14 protein-coding genes and 3 pseudogenes are annotated in these 17436 nt (G+C 70.3%); 7 read left to right on the forward strand and 10 right to left on the reverse strand.

Translation table 11 applies throughout. From position 1 onward, the window contains the following. The first annotated feature begins 180 nt into the window (after positions 1 to 180). Complete coding sequence (locus J8M51_RS41535) at positions 181 to 378, forward strand: hypothetical protein (protein WP_086765221.1); 198 nt, start codon at positions 181 to 183, stop codon at positions 376 to 378. A 190-nt stretch (positions 379 to 568) separates the two neighbouring features. Here the strand turns inward: J8M51_RS41535 and J8M51_RS41540 are convergent, their stop codons facing one another. Beyond that, entirely contained in the window at positions 569 to 2218 is a 1650-nt protein-coding gene (locus J8M51_RS41540; RefSeq protein ID WP_086760981.1) for a DNA repair helicase XPB, read from the reverse strand. Positions 2219 to 2326: 108 nt separating this feature from the next. On the opposite strand from J8M51_RS41540, the gene J8M51_RS41545 reads away from it, so the two are divergent. Next, entirely contained in the window at positions 2327 to 3877 is a 1551-nt protein-coding gene (locus J8M51_RS41545) for a recombinase family protein (protein WP_256965967.1), read from the forward strand. Positions 3878 to 4021: 144 nt separating this feature from the next. Here J8M51_RS41545 and J8M51_RS46400 read toward each other — a convergent pair. After that, positions 4022 to 4282 (reverse strand): annotated as a pseudogene (locus tag J8M51_RS46400) (transposase family protein); the annotation flags it as partial. Between the two features lie 651 nt (positions 4283 to 4933). Here J8M51_RS46400 and J8M51_RS41555 point away from each other — a divergent pair. Further along, on the forward strand, positions 4934 to 5929 hold the full coding sequence (locus J8M51_RS41555; RefSeq protein ID WP_256965965.1) for a transposase: 996 nt from the start codon (positions 4934 to 4936) through the stop codon (positions 5927 to 5929). A 57-nt stretch (positions 5930 to 5986) separates the two neighbouring features. Here J8M51_RS41555 and J8M51_RS41560 read toward each other — a convergent pair whose 3' ends face one another. The 3 genes and pseudogenes from J8M51_RS41560 to J8M51_RS41570 form a co-directional block, all read right to left on the reverse strand. After that, a complete protein-coding gene (locus J8M51_RS41560) occupies positions 5987 to 6421 on the reverse strand; it encodes a hypothetical protein (protein ID WP_143673364.1) in 435 nt (144 codons plus the stop codon). Positions 6422 to 6889: 468 nt separating this feature from the next. After that, positions 6890 to 7472: pseudogene (locus J8M51_RS41565) on the reverse strand (replication initiator); the annotation flags it as partial. A gap of 165 nt (positions 7473 to 7637) precedes the next feature. Further along, a pseudogene (locus J8M51_RS41570) lies at positions 7638 to 8274 on the reverse strand (DUF2637 domain-containing protein). Positions 8275 to 8441: 167 nt separating this feature from the next. Between J8M51_RS41570 and istB the strand changes: the two are divergent. Then, positions 8442 to 9788, forward strand: coding sequence for an IS21-like element helper ATPase IstB (gene istB, locus J8M51_RS46195; protein ID WP_398857939.1), 1347 nt, complete (start codon positions 8442 to 8444; stop codon positions 9786 to 9788). Here istB and J8M51_RS41585 read toward each other — a convergent pair. Both J8M51_RS41585 and J8M51_RS41590 read right to left on the reverse strand, forming a co-directional pair. Continuing rightward, positions 9772 to 9978, reverse strand: a complete 207-nt coding sequence (locus J8M51_RS41585) for a hypothetical protein (protein ID WP_086764003.1) — start codon at positions 9976 to 9978, stop codon at positions 9772 to 9774. The genes istB and J8M51_RS41585 overlap by 17 nt on opposite strands. 188 nt (positions 9979 to 10166) lie before the next feature. Then, positions 10167 to 12797 (reverse strand): helicase C-terminal domain-containing protein, encoded by a 2631-nt coding sequence (locus J8M51_RS41590; RefSeq protein WP_267299982.1) that lies wholly within the window; start codon positions 12795 to 12797, stop codon positions 10167 to 10169. A gap of 216 nt (positions 12798 to 13013) precedes the next feature. Here J8M51_RS41590 and J8M51_RS41595 point away from each other — a divergent pair, with 216 nt between their 5' ends. Both J8M51_RS41595 and J8M51_RS41600 read left to right on the forward strand, forming a co-directional pair. Continuing rightward, positions 13014 to 14060, forward strand: a complete 1047-nt coding sequence (locus tag J8M51_RS41595) for a hypothetical protein (protein WP_267299983.1) — start codon at positions 13014 to 13016, stop codon at positions 14058 to 14060. 242 nt (positions 14061 to 14302) lie between these two features. Next, positions 14303 to 14932, forward strand: coding sequence for an HAD family hydrolase (locus tag J8M51_RS41600; RefSeq protein ID WP_216591023.1), 630 nt, complete (start codon positions 14303 to 14305; stop codon positions 14930 to 14932). On the opposite strand, the gene J8M51_RS41605 is transcribed toward J8M51_RS41600, so the two are convergent. Next, positions 14929 to 15180, reverse strand: a complete 252-nt coding sequence (locus J8M51_RS41605) for a hypothetical protein (protein ID WP_086764149.1) — start codon at positions 15178 to 15180, stop codon at positions 14929 to 14931. The genes J8M51_RS41600 and J8M51_RS41605 overlap by 4 nt on opposite strands. Positions 15181 to 15384: 204 nt before the next feature. Here J8M51_RS41605 and J8M51_RS46200 point away from each other — a divergent pair, with 204 nt between their 5' ends. Further along, positions 15385 to 15768 carry a cold-shock protein gene (locus J8M51_RS46200; protein ID WP_086764151.1) on the forward strand — a complete coding sequence of 128 codons (384 nt, stop codon included), beginning with the start codon at positions 15385 to 15387 and terminating at the stop codon, positions 15766 to 15768. Between the two features lie 50 nt (positions 15769 to 15818). On the opposite strand, the gene J8M51_RS41615 is transcribed toward J8M51_RS46200, so the two are convergent. Further along, a complete protein-coding gene (locus tag J8M51_RS41615) occupies positions 15819 to 16691 on the reverse strand; it encodes a 1,4-dihydroxy-6-naphthoate synthase (RefSeq protein WP_086764157.1) in 873 nt (290 codons plus the stop codon). Next, positions 16672 to 17427: a futalosine hydrolase gene (locus J8M51_RS41620; protein ID WP_086764153.1), complete on the reverse strand. Its 756-nt coding sequence runs from the start codon at positions 17425 to 17427 to the stop codon at positions 16672 to 16674. Before J8M51_RS41620 ends, J8M51_RS41615 begins: the two co-directional genes overlap by 20 nt. Positions 17428 to 17436: the final 9 nt, after the last annotated feature.

A 17436-nucleotide genomic window follows, 5' to 3' on the forward strand; every position in this document is an offset into this window, starting at 1 on the left:
GGGGACGGGGCGGAGGCCAACGGGTTTTCCCGACCGGGGGTGTGGTCGGCCGCCGTACCCCTAGGGGGCCCGTACGTCGGGGGTACTAGGGGTCGGGGAGACCTGAGGGTGAGCCCGGCACTCAGCGGGTTCACTCCGCAGACCGATGTGATGCAAAGCCGGACGTTCCACCATGGAGACATGAGTGCAGCGACCTTCATCCCAGCCTCGGCCTCCGGCCGACCCGGTCCGCCGCCCGGCGCGACCGGCCTCGACGACCACCACAACCGCCACCGCCTCGCCGACGCCCTGCGCGCCGTCAAGGTCTTCGCGAGCGCCGCGTTCGGCGTCGTCATCCTCGGCGAGTACGCGGAGGAGGCGGGCATACGCCGCCGGTGAGCCCCGGCTCACCGCGCGTACCCCGCCCCCTCCACCGAGTCCCGCCACCCGCCCACGGGGTGGTCACCCCTGCGGCTGTTCGTCCCCGACGACCCGGCACCCGCTGCCCGCACTCAAGGCGGCCTCGGTCCTCGGGGACACGGCCAGGCCCGGCCGTTCTCAGCCCTCCGTCACCCCTGCGTGCCCTCTGTCATTCCTCCGGGCCATCCGTCAGCAGCTCGTCCGCGTCCATGATCCGGTAGGCGTAGCCCTGTTCGGCGAGGAAGCGCTGTCGGTGGGCGGCGAAGTCCTGGTCGATGGTGTCGCGGGCGACGACCGAGTAGAAGTGCGCCTGGTGACCGTCGGACTTCGGGCGCAGGACACGTCCGAGGCGCTGGGCCTCCTCCTGGCGAGAGCCGAAGGTGCCGGAGACCTGGATGGCGACGGTCGCCTCCGGGAGGTCGATGGAGAAGTTCGCGACCTTCGACACCACCAGGACGTTGATCTCGCCCTGCCGGAACGCGTCGAAGAGCTTCTCCCGCTGCGCGTTGCTGGTCTCGCCCTTGATCACCGGCGCGTCGAGGTGGGCGCCCAGTTCGTCGAGCTGGTCGATGTACTGCCCGATGACGAGGATCTGCTGCCCCGCGAAGCGGCGGACGATCGCCTCGGCCACCTTCCGCTTGGTCGCGGTGGTGGAACAGAAGCGGTACTTCTCCTCCTGCTCGGCCGTGGCATAGGCGAGCCGCTCGGAGTCGGTCAGGTTCACCCGGACCTCGACACAGTCGGCGGGCGCGATATAGCCCTGCGCCTCGATCTCCTTCCAGGGCGCGTCGAACCGCTTGGGCCCGATGAGGGAGAAGACGTCCGACTCACGCCCGTCCTCCCGGACGAGCGTCGCCGTCAGACCGAGCCGCCGCCGCGCCTGGAGATCGGCGGTGAACTTGAAGACCGGAGCGGGAAGGAGATGCACCTCGTCGTAGACGATGAGACCCCAGTCACGGGAGTCGAACAGCTCCAGATGCGGATACACACCCTTCCGGCGGGTGGTCAGCACCTGGTACGTGGCGATGGTGACCGGCCGGATCTCCTTCCGGGTCCCGCTGTACTCTCCGATCTCCTCCTCGGTCAGCGAGGTCCGCTTCACCAGTTCGTGCTTCCACTGCCGCGCGGAGACCGTGTTGGTGACGAGGATCAGGGTGGTCGACTTCGCCTGGGCCATCGACCCGGCGCCGACCAGGGTCTTGCCCGCGCCACAGGGCAGTACGACGACGCCGCTGCCGCCGTGCCAGAAGTTCTCCACGGCCTGCTTCTGGTAGGGACGCAGCGCCCAGCCGTCCTCGGCCAGCTCGATCGGGTGCGCCTCGCCGTCCACGTACCCGGCGAGATCCTCGGCGGGCCAGCCCAGCTTCAGCAGGGTCTGCTTGATCTGGCCGCGCTCGGAGGGATGCACGGCGACGGTGTCCGGGTCGATCCGGGCACCGACGAGCGGGGCGATCCGCTTCGACCGCAGGATCTCCTCCAGCACCGGCCGGTCGGTGGTGGTGAGCACCAGGCCGTGGGTGGGGTGCTTGGAGAGGGTCAGGCGGCCGTAGCGGTCCATCGTCTCGGCGACGTCCACGAGCAGCGCGTGCGGCACCGGGTAGCGGCTGTACTGCACCAGCGCGTCGACGACCTGCTCGGCGTCGTGCCCGGCGGCCCGCGCGTTCCACAGGCCGAGCGGGGTCACCCGGTAGGTGTGGATGTGCTCGGGGGCCCGCTCCAGCTCGGCGAACGGCGCGATGGCCCGACGGCACTCGTCCGCCTGCTCGTGATCGACTTCCAGGAGCAGTGTCTTGTCCGACTGGACGATTAGGCAGGACACACATACCTCCGGAGATAAGGTCGTCTCATGACAGCAACAACGTCTGTCACAGCACGGGCTATGCCCCGTGCCCGACGCCGGAAGGGCGTCCCGGCCGGCGCGCCGGGGATGCGCGCCGCTATCTATATTCGCCTATCGCGCGAAACCGACGAGACGACTTCGCCTGAACGCCAGCGGGCGGCCTGTGCGGCGTTGTGCGAGGCACGCGGCTGGGAGGTCGTAGCCGCCGAGGAAGACATCGATGTCTCGGGCTTCTCGCGCGGGCTCGACCGGCCGGGACTGCAACGCATCCTGACCAGGCTCGCCGAGCTGGACGTGATCGTGTTCTTCAAGATCGACCGGCTTGCGCGCTCGACGGTCGACTTCGCGGAGATCATGCGACTCGCCGAGCACCAGAGCGTCGCGCTCGCGTCGGCGACGGAGCCGCTCGACCTCACATCGTCGATGGGCCGGGCCATGGCGAAGGTGATCGCGGTCTTCGCCGAGCTGGAGTCCGACACCATCGGGATGCGGGTGTCCAGCGCGCACGAGCACCTGCGCCGCGAGGGTCGGTACACCGGCGGTCGGGTCCCGTACGGGTACATGGTCGTCCCCAATCCCAACGGGGAGGGCAAGGTCCTGGCGGTCAACGAGGACGAGGCCAAGACGATCAGGAAGATCGTGGAACGGGTCCTGGCCAAGGACTCCCTCATGCGGATCATCAACGACCTCAACAAGGAGGCGGTCCCGTCGCCCGGCCACTCCTCACGCCGGACCACGGGCAAGCGCAGCGACTCCAAGCAGTGGTACACGACGACGCTGCGCAGCCTGCTGGGCAATCCGCAGTTGCTCGGCCAGGTCATCGAGGACGGAAAGCCGATCCTGCGGACGGACGGGCTGCCCCTGGTCAACCGCCCGCCGATTCTCGACGCGGACACCTGGCAGGTGCTCCAGGAGGAGTTGGAGCGCCGGGCCAATCCCGGTGAGAAGCGACGGGAGGGGACGTCGCTACTGCGCGGCATCCTGCACTGCGCGGTCTGCGGCGAGCGCATGTACACCTTCAGCGGGCGCAACGGTCAGCTTCGGTATCGGTGCATCGGGCCTCTGAAGTACCGCCAGCGGGCAGCCAAGGGGGAGGAGAAGCAGGGCGTGAAGTGCTACGGGCCGACCGTGGCGGGGGTGAGCACCGAGGAGCACGTCACCGAGCAGTTCCTCGCGAAGTACGGGCACCTCTCCGTGATGCGGATGGTCCAGGAGGTGGGCGAGGACTTCCACCCGCAGATCAGGCAGGCCGAGGAAGCGTTGGCCGACCTGCAGAAGGATCGCTACGACCGGGGCCTGTTCAGGGGCGATGACGGAGCGATCCGGTACGCGGAGCAGTACTCCAAGCTGGAAGAGCGACTGGCGACCCTGAAGGAGAGGCAGCGCACGGCGAAGCCGGGTGGCGTGAAGGTGGAGCCGACCGGAGAGACGCACGCCGAGCAGTGGAAGCGCTCGGACGTGGCCGGTAAGCGAGATCTGCTGTTGAACGCGGGCGGCTACGTGGAGGTGGCACCCGCACGGCGTGGCGGCAAGAAGCTGGACACGTCACGTCTGTCGGTGCACTTCGGCGAGGAGGGGCACATGCTGCGGGCGGCGGGGAAGGGGAGCGAACAGGAGACCGAGGCGGCTGACAGCTAGGGGTTGTCCCGTATGGGGTGTGAGTTATCCGGTGAGGGCCAGGTTGTGGAGTTGGGCGACGCCGAGCATGGCCTGGTGAACACCATTGCCCCTCAGGCGGCAGGCCCCGCAGGATCTTCCAGTTCTTCAGGTGGGATAGAGCGTCAGGTGATCGAGGATTCGGTCAGCTGCAGACTTCGAGTTCCCGAACAGCGGCGCCACCTGCCGTAGCGTCAGGCTCGTGCGCCAGTACGTCGCTACCAGCAACACTCGGACCTCCAGCGGCAACCGCCACGGCTGGCCACGCTGAACGTCACCGCCGCGACGCCGCACTGACCCTGGCTCTTCAGCGGAAGTGGCAGATCTGACGCCCTGGCAGCAGAAAGGTGCCGCCGACCTGCATGGATGCGAATGTCTAGATCGAATCTGGCGCAGGAGTCAGAGCACCTTCTGGTGAGCGAGCGTACAGAGTGGGACCGCAGTCTGTCTGTGACGGCCGACGGGAAAGGGCTGGTTGGGCATGCCGGGGCGGTGCTGCTGCGCCGGCTCGCCGACCGCGTCGGCCTCACCGACGCACTGGCGGGAATGCTGCCATCGGGCACGACCTCGTCGTGGCGGGACCGGGCCTCCGCTCTCGTCGGCCTCGTTGTCGCGATTGCGCTCGGCGCCGCGAATGTGCTGGAGGCCGAACAGCTCCAGCTCCACCACGGCCCCCTGTCGGAGGGGCTGTGCCGGACTCCATGCTGCACCGCTTTCTGCCCACGACGGACGGGGCGTGGCGCGCACAGATCGCGAAGGTACGACAGCGAGTGCGGCGCCAGGTCTGGACGCTGCTGCACCTGCGGCCCGGCGGCTTCCCGTATCTGACCGTCGCGAGGCGGCATCTGAAGGACTGGATCGTGCTCGACATGATCATCACCGCAGCCTCCAGCAAACAGGGTGTCGCCGGCACGCTCAAGGGCGCCTTCGGCTTCCACCCGCTGGCCGCGTGGCCTGCCAACACCGACGGGTGCCTGGCGATGGAACTGACTGAGGGAAGACAACGCAGACGCGAACACCGTCACCGATCACCTGCGGGTGCTGGATGCCGCGCTCGCGCAGATACCCCGCTCCTCCCGAGCCAAGATCCTGGTACGGGTCGACGGCGCCGGTGCCACGCACGGCCTGCTCAAGCGCCTCCAGGCGCTGAACACCACGCGGCGCATGGTCCGTTACACCGTCGGCTGGACGATCACTCCCGAGGACGAACGCGCCATCGCCTGCCTCCCCGAAGCCGCTTGGGAAACCTCCCTGCGACAGGACGGCGAGGTCCAGGAGGGCTATTTCGTCGTCGAGCTGACCGGGCTGAACACGCGTGAGGGCTGGTCCAAGGGCATGCGGCTGATCGTCCGCGGCGTCAAGCACTCCCGCCGACACCTGGGGAAGCTGACCGCGTTCGAGCAGAAGACCGGCTGGCGCCACTCGATCACCGCAACGAACATCCGCCACATGGGCCACATCGCCGGGACCCACCAGGTGCAGTTCCTCAACGTCCTGCACCGCGATCACGCTGGGGTCGAAGACCGCGTGCGCACCAACAAGGCGATGGGACTGGCGAACCTGCCGCCCAAGTCCTGGGAAACGAACGCGAGCTGGATGCTCACCGCGAACCTCGCCGCCGATCTCGACGCCTGGCTGCGGCTGCGACCCTCCACAACCAAGAAGACCTCGTCGACGCCGAGCCGGACACGATGGCTTCCGCCTCTACCACCTGCGCATCGAACGGACCTGGCCCTGGGCGACGGCGTTCGCAAGCAGCTGGAAGCGGGGCAACAACCTGACCGTCGCCACCTGACAGCCAGCCTCCACCTCAACGCACACCCAGAGGAAGAAGGCCAGCACCCTCCGGGCCCGTGGAACCCGGCGCACCCCGCAGCGACACGCGACGGCCCACCCTCACACGGCGAGGGCACATTACGGGCGAACCGCCGGGCCACTCAAGGTGTCCTTGCGGGTGCCAGCCTTCTGCCTCAGTTTGTGCAGGAGCCGGGCGATGGACTCGGCGGCGCTTCTGCTGACGTCACGCAAATATAAACGGTTCGCCAGAATTCTTGGCGAACCGTCCTGCAGGGCTTGAGTCGAATTTCTTATCTAGTCGGCTTTGGTTGTGTCGACGATTACATCTGCAACACTTAGGCTGGGGTAGTTTGACGTCTGATTGCCGATGGCCCTGATTATGAATACATAGTCGCCGGACGGCAGATTATTCCACACTCCCGTGCTTGTTACGTCTCCGTCACCCCTGGAGAAGCACTCGGAGAAAGTCTTACTTCCGAAGCTCTTGTTGAATCCGTCCACGCGCATGAGCTCCACGGTGACGCTGTAATAATCCCTCGCTCCGTCCGATGCCGAGCAATTTTTGAAGTGTATCTGCGTGTAGCTCGAATCGGCCCATTCGCGAGAGTTGAAGTTGACGTGGACGCGGGTGAGCGAGCTGGACCAGGTCGCGAAAGCGCTGGTGGTGGCAAGTAGTGTTGCCGAGAGCGCTACGCCAGCGACAGCGCCAATCCTCTTGAGATTATTCACGAGTTTCCCTGTCTGGAATTGATTCTGGGGTGTTGTCTAAATGGTTAGATCGCCACCTTCCCTGTGGAGGGAAGGTGATGGGACATTAAAAAGATAAGCAAGGGATTCTGTGCATGCAACACCCGAGTCGATATTTGAGCTTGATTTGAGTTGTCGTGATTGCTTACTTTTTTGCGTGAATCATCGTCGAAAATTATAAGTCGGCATCGGCTACTAAAGATCACTCGATGAACGTTTTGGGTGTTTTTTGCTATATGGGGCAGGGGGTGCTCGTTTTGATCCACCGGATTGGTGTGGATTTTTCAGTGAGATTTCACGGGATGTTGTGTCAGGGGTCTTCGCCCGAGCCCTAGACCAGGCATGGGAACGCCGTTCTTGCGGCGCGGGCGCAGAATGGCAGCGCGAGTACGACTGGGCGGCCGTCCAGTTGCACCCGATGGCCGAGTACGACCATCAGGGCGGCGTGTTGATCCCTCGGCGGTGGGCGCTGGCACGGCGCAGGTAGGTGGTGAAACGCGCCCAGAGCTGTCCGGCGTGGATGTCGCGGCAGGCGCAGGGGTGGGGCTTGCCCGCACCGGTGGTGGGCCGGTTGTGGACGGGGTCGAAGGAGGGGGCGGTGAGAGTGACGAATGCGCGGGGGTGGTAGCGGACGGTTTCGCCCACGTTCTTGCCGCCGGACAGTCCGGCCTTGATGAGGTGGTAGGTGTCGGCAGCGTAGGCGCGGGAGCAGGAGGAGCGACGGTTGCCGCAGGCGGTCAGCAGGCGGTCAGCAGGCGGTCAGCAGGCGGTCAGCAGGCGGTCAGCAGGCGGTCAGCAGGCGGTCAGCAGGCGGTCAGCGGGCGGTCAGCAGGCGTTCGGAGGGTTCGTCTTCGGAGCGGTAGGAGCGGACTGCTTCCTTGGTGGTCCGGTCGGTGCTGATGGTGAAGCCATGGAGATTGACGGGGTTGGTGCAGCCGCGCAGGTCTCGCGGCCGCTGTTGTACGCGGTCGAAGTCGTGGGTGTTGGCCAGTTCGATCAGATCCCGCAGGCCGGGGCTGATCACGTGGCGCAGGTCGAGGGACGGCGCATGGGTGGCGGGGTCTCCTTTCGGCGCGAGGGTGGGACCTGCGGGCAGCAGCGATTCAGTGCGCTCGGCTGCTGCCCACAGGCATGGCGAGTCGGGCCCAGGGGCGGGCGAGGTGGGTGGTGCCGGAAGCCCGGCAGGGAGAGCGCGGCTCTACAGAGCGGTGTGAAGGGCTGTGGCCATGGGCAGGCCGATGCCGAGTCGCCTCTTGAGCTGAGCCGGAGTAATCGTTTCTCCGTGCTCGGCATGGTGGGACGCGGCGATGGAGCGTGCCTCGGTCAGCAGCGGCTCGGGGACCTTGACCGCAGGCGCGGCGGGGGTCGGAGCGCTCGGGGCCGGGGCCGGCTCTTGTGCCGGTTCCTTCTCGGCATGCGGGGTCGCGGCGGTTGCTTCGGTGGCGACCGAGTGAAAGGAACGCAGGAGCTGGGCCGACCGCTCCCCAGCCGAGGAGCAGCAGCGGGGCCTCGGCGTCCACGGCAGCACGGCCGTAGTGTGCGGCGGTAACGGGTTCGGCGATGTTGAGGGCCAGGGTGAGCAAGCCGGAGACGTGCATGAGTTGGGTGGCCGCTTTCATCTGCTCGGGAGGGACGCCGTGCAGGGAGGGGTAGCGGAGGGCCACCAGGAGCCCGACCACGGACAGGTCGACCATGGGGGCGATCAGGGGCGCGATGGGGGTGGGGACGCCCAGGCGCAGAGCCAGGACCCAGACGTTGCCGAAGGAGAAGACGTACGCCAGGAGGGCGATGATGTCCACACTAATGTGTGCATCGCACCTGATCGTATAGGCGATGAGGGGACCATTTAGCGCGGCACCTTTCGATTCCGCTCGATTCTGCTCGATTCGGCCAAACGTCCAGTGTGCCTGATCGTCGCCCCTGGCAGCGTCCCAGTCCTATTGGATGTCTATTCATTCCGATGAGTGGCTGGAATTCAGATTTGCGCCCATGGTTACGAAGAATGCGGAGCGTGCAGCCAACCACCCCGCCAGACCCGGTCACCCCGTCCGTCTCCCCGCAGGGCACCACGCTCGGCTACGCCCTGTTCGCCACCCGCTGGCTCCAGGCACCGCTGTACTTCGGACTCGTCGCGGCACAGGGGGTGTACGTCTACAAGTTCTTCAACGAGCTGTGGACGTTAATCGTCCGCTGCGTGAGCGGAAGCGCCACCGAGACCTATGTGATGCTCGCGGTGCTCAAGCTGGTCGACGTCGTCATGATCGCCAATCTGCTGATCATGACCATCGTCGGCGGCTATGAGACCTTCGTCTCGCGCATCGGTCTCCAGGGCCACCGCGACCAGCCGGAATGGCTCTCGCACGTCAATTCCAACGTGCTGAAGGTCAAGCTCGCCACCGCCATCGTGGGCATCTCCTCCGTCCATCTGCTGCAGATGTTCGTGGACGTCCACCACACCTCCCACCACGCGCTGCTGTGGGGCACGGTGATCCACATGGCCTTCATCGCCTCGGCGGTGCTCCTGGCATACATGTCGGGGCCGATGCTCCGCGAGGACAAGGGCCACGGCCCCCACCCCGGCCCCCACCACGGGACGCTCGACGAGCGGAAGCCGCCACCGGCCCGGACGCCGGAGCCCGCCGCCCCCGCCCTGATCCGGGCACCGCTGCCGATCCCGGCCCAGGCCACCTCGGAGGAGAACCACGAGACCCGCTTCGCGCGGGGCGCCACGCGGCTCGTGCGGCACGAGGGCCGGGGCACGTACGGCGTCGAGGCCGGTGTGGAGGGACGGGTGCGGGCGGCCGGGTTCCCGTCGCGGAAGCTGCTGGAGGAGTTCGACGAGGGGCACCCGCGCTCCTTCGACCGGCGGTTGCTGGCCCGGCTCGGGACGCTCGACTTCCTGGCCACCGGACGGAACGTGGTGCTCGTCGGCGCCCCCGGCACCGGCAAGACCCACCTCGCGATCGGGCTCGGCGTACGGGCCTGCCAGGCGGGGCACCGTGTGCTGTTCGCGACCGCCGAGGAGTGGGCCGTGCGGCTGGCCGGCGCACGGGCCGAGGGCAGGCTCGCCGGGGAGCTGTCCGCGCTCGACGCCTGCCCCCTGCTGATCGTCGACGAGGCCGGCTACCTCCCCTTCGACCCGGACGCCGCCCGCCTCCTCTTCCAGCTGATCGCCCACCGCTACGAGAAGGCCTCGCTGATCGTCACCAGCGACCGCCCGCTCGCCCGCTGGGAGGAGATCTTCGGCGGAGCGGCCCCGGCGATGGCCGACCGCCTCGCGCACCACGCCGAGATCGTCCGCCTCGAAGGGGACAGCTACCGGCTGCGGTGCGCTACTTCAGCAGGCTGACGTTCTGGATCAGCGGCCCCTCCACGCTCAGGCCCTCGCCCACCAGTGTGCCGAGTTCGGGGAGGGGCAGGGGCGGGTTCGCCGCCGCCGGGGTGGCGAGCAGGCCCAGCAGGACGACGGCCGCAGCGGCGGTGAAGGTGGCGGTGACGATCGCGGTGGCGGACGTGGCGAGCTTGGTGAGAGGGCGCATGCGTGGGTGTGGCCTTTCGAGTGCGGGAGTCGGGCTCGATCGGACACAGGGTGGCTGCCCCGCGCCCCGGGACGCGATGCGCCGGGCGGGGCGCTCTCGCTCGTGCGAGGGAAAAGTGGGGATGGCCTGCATGAACGCCCGTATGCACCCGAACGGGTGAGGGCGGGGAAGCCGCTTGATCAACTCGCTCAGGGCGCGTCGTCCGCCAGTTCCGCGACACCCGTGATCCGGTGCAGCGGGAACGTACGGACCTCGTCCGCCGTGTGGTCGTACGCCGTCACGAAGCCGCCCTCGACCCGGACCGGGGCGATGACGCGCTGGCTGGCGGAGCCCTCGGCGTTGACGTAACCGATCCACAGGGCCTCGCCGGTGAGGACGGCGGCCTGCATGGTCGCGAGGGTCTCGGCGGAACCGGTGCGGGGCAGCGCGCCGGACGGGGCCGCCGGATCGCCGTTCGTCCTGCGGGGCGCGGTGGAGGCGAGGTCACCGGCGCGGACGGCGCGGATCGCGGCGCCCAGCAGGGTGTCGTCCGGCACCGGAGGACCGTCCGGGACGGGCTCGGGGGCCGTGCGGGGCGGGGTCCGGTGGGCGTGCGCCCGGGTGATCAGGACATCGCCCTCCGCCGACTCGGCGGCCGGCGCGTACCCCATCGCCCGCAGCCCGTCGAGCAGGGTCCCGGGGTCCGTCTGCGCGGCGAGCACGGTCGGCGCCAAGCGCCGCAGCCCGAGCCCCTGCGACCGCTTGTCGGCGAGGATCTCGCTGAGCATGGTGTCGTCGTCGCAGCGCACATACGCCGAGGCCGCGCCGATCCGCAGATGGCCGTGGCGCCGGGCCACGTCGTCGATCAGATACGCGAGCGGCTGCGGGACCGGCGTCCGGGAGTGCGCGGTCAGGAAGTCATGCAGGTCGGAGGCGCTGCGCCCCGCGTCCAGCGCCCGGCGCACGGACCCGGGCGTGAACCGGTACACCGTCGCACCACCCTTCGACTCCACGTCCGCCAGTACGCCCAGCGCGTCGGCCAGCGGCCGTTTCAGCGGGCCGGGCGCGACGGCCGTCAGATCCGCCTGGAGCAGGACGTGGTCCAGTGGTTCGGGGAGCAGGGGCGCGAGCAGCCGGGCGGCTCGGGAGGCGGCGGCGGCCCGCTCGGCGACGGGGTCGGGGGAGGGGGAGGGAGAGGAGGCCGGAGCCGGGCGGTCCGGCAGCGGGACGTGGTGGGCGGGGAGCTTGTCGCCGGGGGTCTCCGGCAGCTCGGCGCCGGCCGGGGCCTCCTGGGGGAGCCCGAGGAGCGCGCGGCCGTGCGAGGACAGCGCGCCGCGCCCGGTGACCCCGAGCGACTCGGCCTCGGAGAGCGCCCACCGGGCGATCCGGGCCCGCAGATCCTCGACCTGCCGCGACGGTTGCGCGCCCTGCTGCTGGGGCTGGGACTGCGGCTGCCCGCCGCGCGTGGGGCGCTCCCAGTGGAGGCGGGCCAGTACCGAATCCGGGCCGGCCGAGGCGCCCTCGGGCAGCCCGGCCAGCAGCGTCAGGACCCGGTGCCGCACCTCGGGCGCGGCCGACCGGTCCAGCCCCGGGCCCAGCGCCGACAACGTACGGTCCTTGGCGTCCCGTTCACCGATCACACCCGGTGTACGGGTCGCGCCCAGCCAGGCCGTGGCCAGCCGCGCCCAGCGCTCGGCGGCGGGCAGTTCCAGCCACTCGTCGTAGGCGGGGGTCGCGGCGTACCGTTCGTCGGCCTCGCCGTCCGAGGCCAGCAGGCCGGCGGCGTAGGCGAGTTCGACCCAGAAGGCGGCGACCGGCTCGGGCATGTCGAGGGCCACCGCCGTGCGTTTCAGGTCCCGCACGCTGAGCCCGCCGGCCCGCAGAACGGCCGGCCCGCCCTCGTCCCAGTCCTTCAGGAGCTCCTCCGCGGTGGCCAGCGCGGTGTACGCCTGCCCGGCCGCCGTCGCGTCCACAACCTGTGGACGGTGCGTGGCCGACGCCTCCACCGGCGGCGGCACCGGACGGACCTCCCGGTGCGCCCGGCCCGACCGCAGCCGCAGGGCGACCTCGCGCGGGATGACGACCGTGCCCGGGGCGGTCGGCAGCAGCAGGCCCCGGTCCAGCAGCCAGCGCAGATGGGGCGCCGGACTGGCGGTGACCTGGCCGTACGGCGGCCCCCACACCAGCCGGGTCAGGACGTCCAGCGACTCGGCGGGCGCCTCGGCGAGCAGCGCGGCCATCCGGGTCCGGTCGGCGAAGAGCGCGGCGAGCGAGGTGACCGCCGAGACCGAGTCGTGCGTGCTCGGCAGCCCCGCCGCGCCGACGATCTCCTGCACCCGCCCTGGCGACATACCCGCCGTGGCCTCCGCGACGGTCGGGCCCAGACCGGTGGGGGAGGGGTGCTGCGGCGAGGGCGCCAGCAGTTCGCGGGCCGTGCGGACGAGGCGGAGCCGGTCGTCGGGGCCCCAGACGAGGGCCTGGTCGCGCAGGGTGCCGAGGGCGCGGGGCAGCGCGGCGGTCACGACCGGGTCCGCGTCGTCACCGGCCAGCAGGCCCGCGAGAGCGTCGTACGGCGCCGGGTCGGGCGCCACGGCCAGCGCCTGGGCCGTCTGGAGGGCGAACCGGTCCAGGCGCTCCAGGGCCCGCACGACCGACGCGCGGGTCCCGGCGCGGGTCGCCAGCTGGGTCAGGTCCGTCGGCACGGGCGTGATGAGATCCGGCCGGGCCCGGAGCAGCACGGCGAGCGAACCGTCGTCCCGTCCGCGCAGGGCCTCCGCCAGGGAACGGGGGGTTCCGCCGGCGGACGCCGTCTCCGCGGGGGTGTGCTCCTCGGGGCTCATCCGGCCAACGTTAGCGGCTGTGGGTTGAGCGGGGGCGCCCAGTCGCCCGAGGGTGCGGGGGTTCTTCGGCGGGCGTGGGCCGGTGGGGCCGGTGGGGGCCGGCGGCGCGGTTCGGGAAGCAGGGGCCGCGCCCCCGTGCCTCTCAGGGGCGGCGAGGGTCCTGTGCGGAGGCGATACCGTCGGAGGACAGATGCGCGCCAACCCCGGAGGGGCTTCGTGGGGATTGAGAGCGACCAGGTCGTCTACGAGTATCTGAGCCGGGTCGGTGACCTGGCTCAGCAGCGGCAGTTGCCGTCGGGGACGCGGATGCGGCTGGTGTCGGGGCTGCGGGACGAGATCGACCGGCGGCGGGCGAAGGCACCGGTGGACAGCCCGGCCGCGGTGCGCCGCATCATCGCCCGCCTGGGTACGCCGGACGAGGTCGTCGAGGCGGCGGGCGCTCCCGGTGACGTACCGGAGCCCCCGGCCGCGGCCGTGCCCGTACAGCGGGCGTCCGGCGGGGACGGGGACGACGCGCGGGACGGCGGGGAGCGGCGCGGGCTGCGGCGGGTCGTGCCCCGGCCCCGGCCCGCCGACGACGTGGCGCCGCCTCCGGTGGCGGGGGGTGCCGCTCCGCCGCATCTCGCTCCGCTGCATGAGCTGGGGGACGGGGACGCGCAGCCCGACTGGTGGCGGGTCGGGGGGCCCGGGGGCGGGGACATCGGGTTCGGGCTCGGGGACTCCGTGCCGGGGTTCGTCGGGGGCGTGGAGATTCCCGAGTTGCTGAAGCCGCCGCCGGTGAAGAGGGACGTCGCCGCTGACGAGGCGGTGGTCGAGAAGGAGGTCGCTCCCGCGGCTGTCGTGGAGGAGGCGGGGCCTCGGCGGCGTCGGTTGTCGTTGCCTCGGTTGCGGGGTGGGAGCGGGAGTGGGGGCGGGGGCGGGGGTGCCGGGTGGAGCAATCCGTTGTTGCTGCTGGCGGCCGGGTTGTTGGTCGCGGGGGCGGTGATGGGGAGTCTGGTGCCGCTGGGGTTGGGGTGGCTGATCGCCTATCTGTCGCGGCGGTTGACTCCTGTGGAGGCCAAGTGGGCGGTGATGGGGGTGCCCGGGGTGGTGGCCGCGGGTGGGGTCGTGTGGCTGTGGGGGCGTAGTGATGGGCGGTGGGGGGAGCCGCTGGTGCAGGGGCAGATGAACGACGCGGTGGCTGAGACGTGGCCCTGGGTGCTTCGGGTTGCCGCCGTGGCCTCTGCGCTGTTCTTGCTGTGGCGTTCCCAGCGGAGTCGGTGACCTGGCGTTTTTCTCGCCCCCGCCGCCCCTACCCGTCCCATCCCCTCAAGGGGCTGCGCCCCTTTGACCCCCAGGCGTCCGTCCGGTGGGGGTTCTCGCGCAGTTCCCCGCGCCCCTGAAAGAGGCCTGCGGCCCTTTCGGGACGAAAAGCACGGGGCGCAGCCCTGCTTTCAGGGGCGCGGGAACTGCGCGACCAGCCCCCACCGGGCCTGCAGCCGAACGGCCAACCCCGTCACCCCACAATGGTCGGTATGGACTCTCGCGTGCTGACCGTCGGGTTTGACCTCGATATGACGTTGATCGACTCGCGGCCGGGGATTCATGCCTGTTATGTCGCGTTGGCGGCGCGGACGGGGGTGTACATCGACGCCGATCTGGCGATCACACGGCTGGGGCCGCCGCTCGTGGAGGAGTTGGCCAACTGGTTCCCGGTGGCGGAGATCCCGGCGATGGCGGATCTCTACCGGGAGATGTACCCGGCGATCGCGATCGCCGCGACCCCCGCGATGCCGGGCGCGCCGGAGGCGATCGCGGCGGTCCGGGCCGCCGGTGGCCGGGCGATCGTGGTCACCGCCAAGTACGAGCCCAACGCCAAGCTGCACCTGGCGCACCTCGGCATCGAGCCCGACGTGGTCGTCGGCGACCTGTGGGCGGAGGCCAAGGCGGACGCGCTGCGCGAGCACGGCGCGAGCGTGTACGTCGGCGACCACACCGGCGACGTACGCGGCGCGCACACCGCCCAGGCGTACGCGGTCGCCGTCGCCACCGGCCCCTGCGACGAACGGGAGCTGCGCGAGGCGGGCGCCGATGTCGTGCTCACGGATCTGACCGCGTTCCCGGAATGGCTCGGCACCCACGGGCACAGGCCCTAGAAACGCGCCTCGCGCGCCCTCCTGCGGCCCGCCGCGACGGACTGGAGGACTCCCGCGCCCGCGATGAGGAATCCGACGCCCATCAGCATGCTCAGGACGAACATGTAGGTGGGGAACGGATTCGTTCCGAGGAACAGCGGGGCCACGGTGACGAGTGTGGCCACGGCGCCGACGATGAAGACGATGGCACCGGCACGGATCAGCCGGTCACCGGGTTCGGCGGAATTCGGTTGGGTTTTGTCACGCACCCGACCAGGGTAGTTCCCAGCGCGAGGGAACAGTCGGCCGACGTCTTGTCACCCGCCTCCGGACCAATAGGCTGGGGACCGGCGGGTCCGACGACCCGCTGTAGTGCTGTCCAGAGCAGTTTGCGCACATCCGGAACACACCCGGAACACGTTCAGAACACCTTTCAGACGCAGTTTCCGACGAGTACGAGGACGAGGACAGACGTGCCTACCGGCAAGGTCAAATGGTTCAACAGTGAGAAGGGCTTCGGCTTTCTCTCCCGCGACGACGGCGGTGACGTCTTCGTCCACTCCTCCGTACTGCCCGCCGGTGTCGACACCTTGAAGCCGGGCCAGAAGGTCGAGTTCGGAGTCGTCGCGGGTCAGCGCGGTGACCAGGCGCTCTCCGTGACGATCCTGGAGCCGGCCCCCTCGGTCGCCGCCGCGCAGCGCAAGAAGCCCGACGAACTGGCCTCGATCGTCCAGGATCTGACGACGCTGCTGGAGAACATCACGCCGATGCTGGAGCGGGGCCGCTATCCCGAGCGCACCGCCGGCAAGAAGATCGCGGGTCTGCTGCGCGCCGTCGCCGACCAGTTGGACGTCTAGGACGGTCAGTTCCGGCTACTTCCGGCTACTTCCGGTGACTTCCGGTGGTGCTACGGGAATTCGAGTGCGTCGGGGCCGAGGGGCGGTACCAGTCCCTCGGCCGCCGCGCGGGTGAGCAGGCCCCTGACCGCCGCGTAGCCGTCCTCGCCGAGGTCGGCCGTGAACTCGTTGACGTACAGGCCGATGTGCTGGTCGGCGACGGCCGGGTCCATCTCCTGGGCGTGTGCGAGGACGTACGGGCGGGAGGCCTCGGGGTCGTCCCAGGCCGCGCGGACGGAGGCGCGGATCGTCTCGGCGAGTGCCGTCAGGGTCTCCCGTCCCAGTGAGCGCTTCGCGATGATCGCGCCCAGCGGGATCGGCAGGCCCGTGGTGTCCTCCCAGTGCTCGCCCATGTCGGCGAGCTTGTGGAGGCCGTAGTTCCGGTACGTGAAGCGGGCCTCGTGGATGACGAGACCGGCGTCGACCTTCCCGTCCCGTACGGCCGGCATGATCTCGTGGAACGGCATCACGACGATCTCACCGACGCCGCCGGGCAGGGTGTCCGCCGCCCAGAGGCGGAAGAGCAGATACGCGGTCGAGCGCTCGCTCGGCACCGCCACCGTACGGCCGGTGAGGTCCGTGCCCGGCTCCCGGGTCAGCACCAGCGGGCCGCAGCCCCGGCCGAGCGCACCGCCGCAGGGCAGCAGCGCGTAGGTGTCGAGGACGTACGGCAGGACGGCGTACGACACCTTCAGTACGTCGAGGTCACCGCGTTCGGCCATGCCGTTGGTGATGTCGATGTCCGCGAACGTCACGTCCGGCGCGGGCGCGCCCGGGATACGGCCGTGGGCCCAGGCGTCGAAGACGAAGGTGTCGTTGGGGCAGGGGGAGTACGCCGTCCGCAGCGTGCCGGCCCCGGCCGGCTCAGGGCTCTCGGGGGTCATGTCGGGGGTCATGTGGGGCGTCATGTGGGTTCCAACTCTCCAGTACGGGCGTGAGCTTCCCGAAGGCGTCGGTGAGTGCGGTCAGCGCGTCGCCGATGCGCCAGGCGGCGCGGTCGCGCGGGCCCACGGGGTTGGAGACGGCGCGCAGTTCGAGGACGGGCGTGGTGTGCGCGGCGGCGGCCTCGGCGACGCCGAAGCCCTCCATCGCCTCGGCCAGCGCGCGCGGGTGGCGGGTGCGCAGGGCCGACGCGCGCTCCGCGCCGCCGGTGACCGTGGAGACCGTGAGCACGGTCCCGGTACGGGCCCCGGTGGCGGTCGCGGCGGCGCGTACGAGGGCGGGCGGCGGGCGGTGGGTGACGGTGCCGAAGCCCAGGTCGGTGACCGGGAGGAAGCCGTCCGGCGTCTCCGCGCCCAGATCGGCGGCGGTGATCTCGTCGGCGAGGACGAGGGAGCCGAGGGGCGCCCCGGGTGCGAAGCCGCCCGCGATCCCGGCGGACACGACCAGCCCGTACGGCCGCCCCGCGAGGACCGCGGCGGTCAGCGCCCCGGCGGTGGAGGCGGCGGCGAGGGCGGGGCCGACCCCGGCGGCGAGGAGGTCGTAGGTGTGGTCGTGCGGGGGTGTGCCGAAGCGGTGGAGGGTCGCCGCCGGGAGGTGGATCTCGGTGGCGGGACCCGGAAACGCTCGTGCCACCGCGTCCCGTTCGGCGGGGACGGCGGTGGCCACGAGGATGCGCATGGGCGGGGG

Origin of the sequence: Streptomyces griseiscabiei (assembly GCF_020010925.1) — a bacterium.
GTDB lineage: Bacteria > Actinomycetota > Actinomycetes > Streptomycetales > Streptomycetaceae > Streptomyces > Streptomyces griseiscabiei.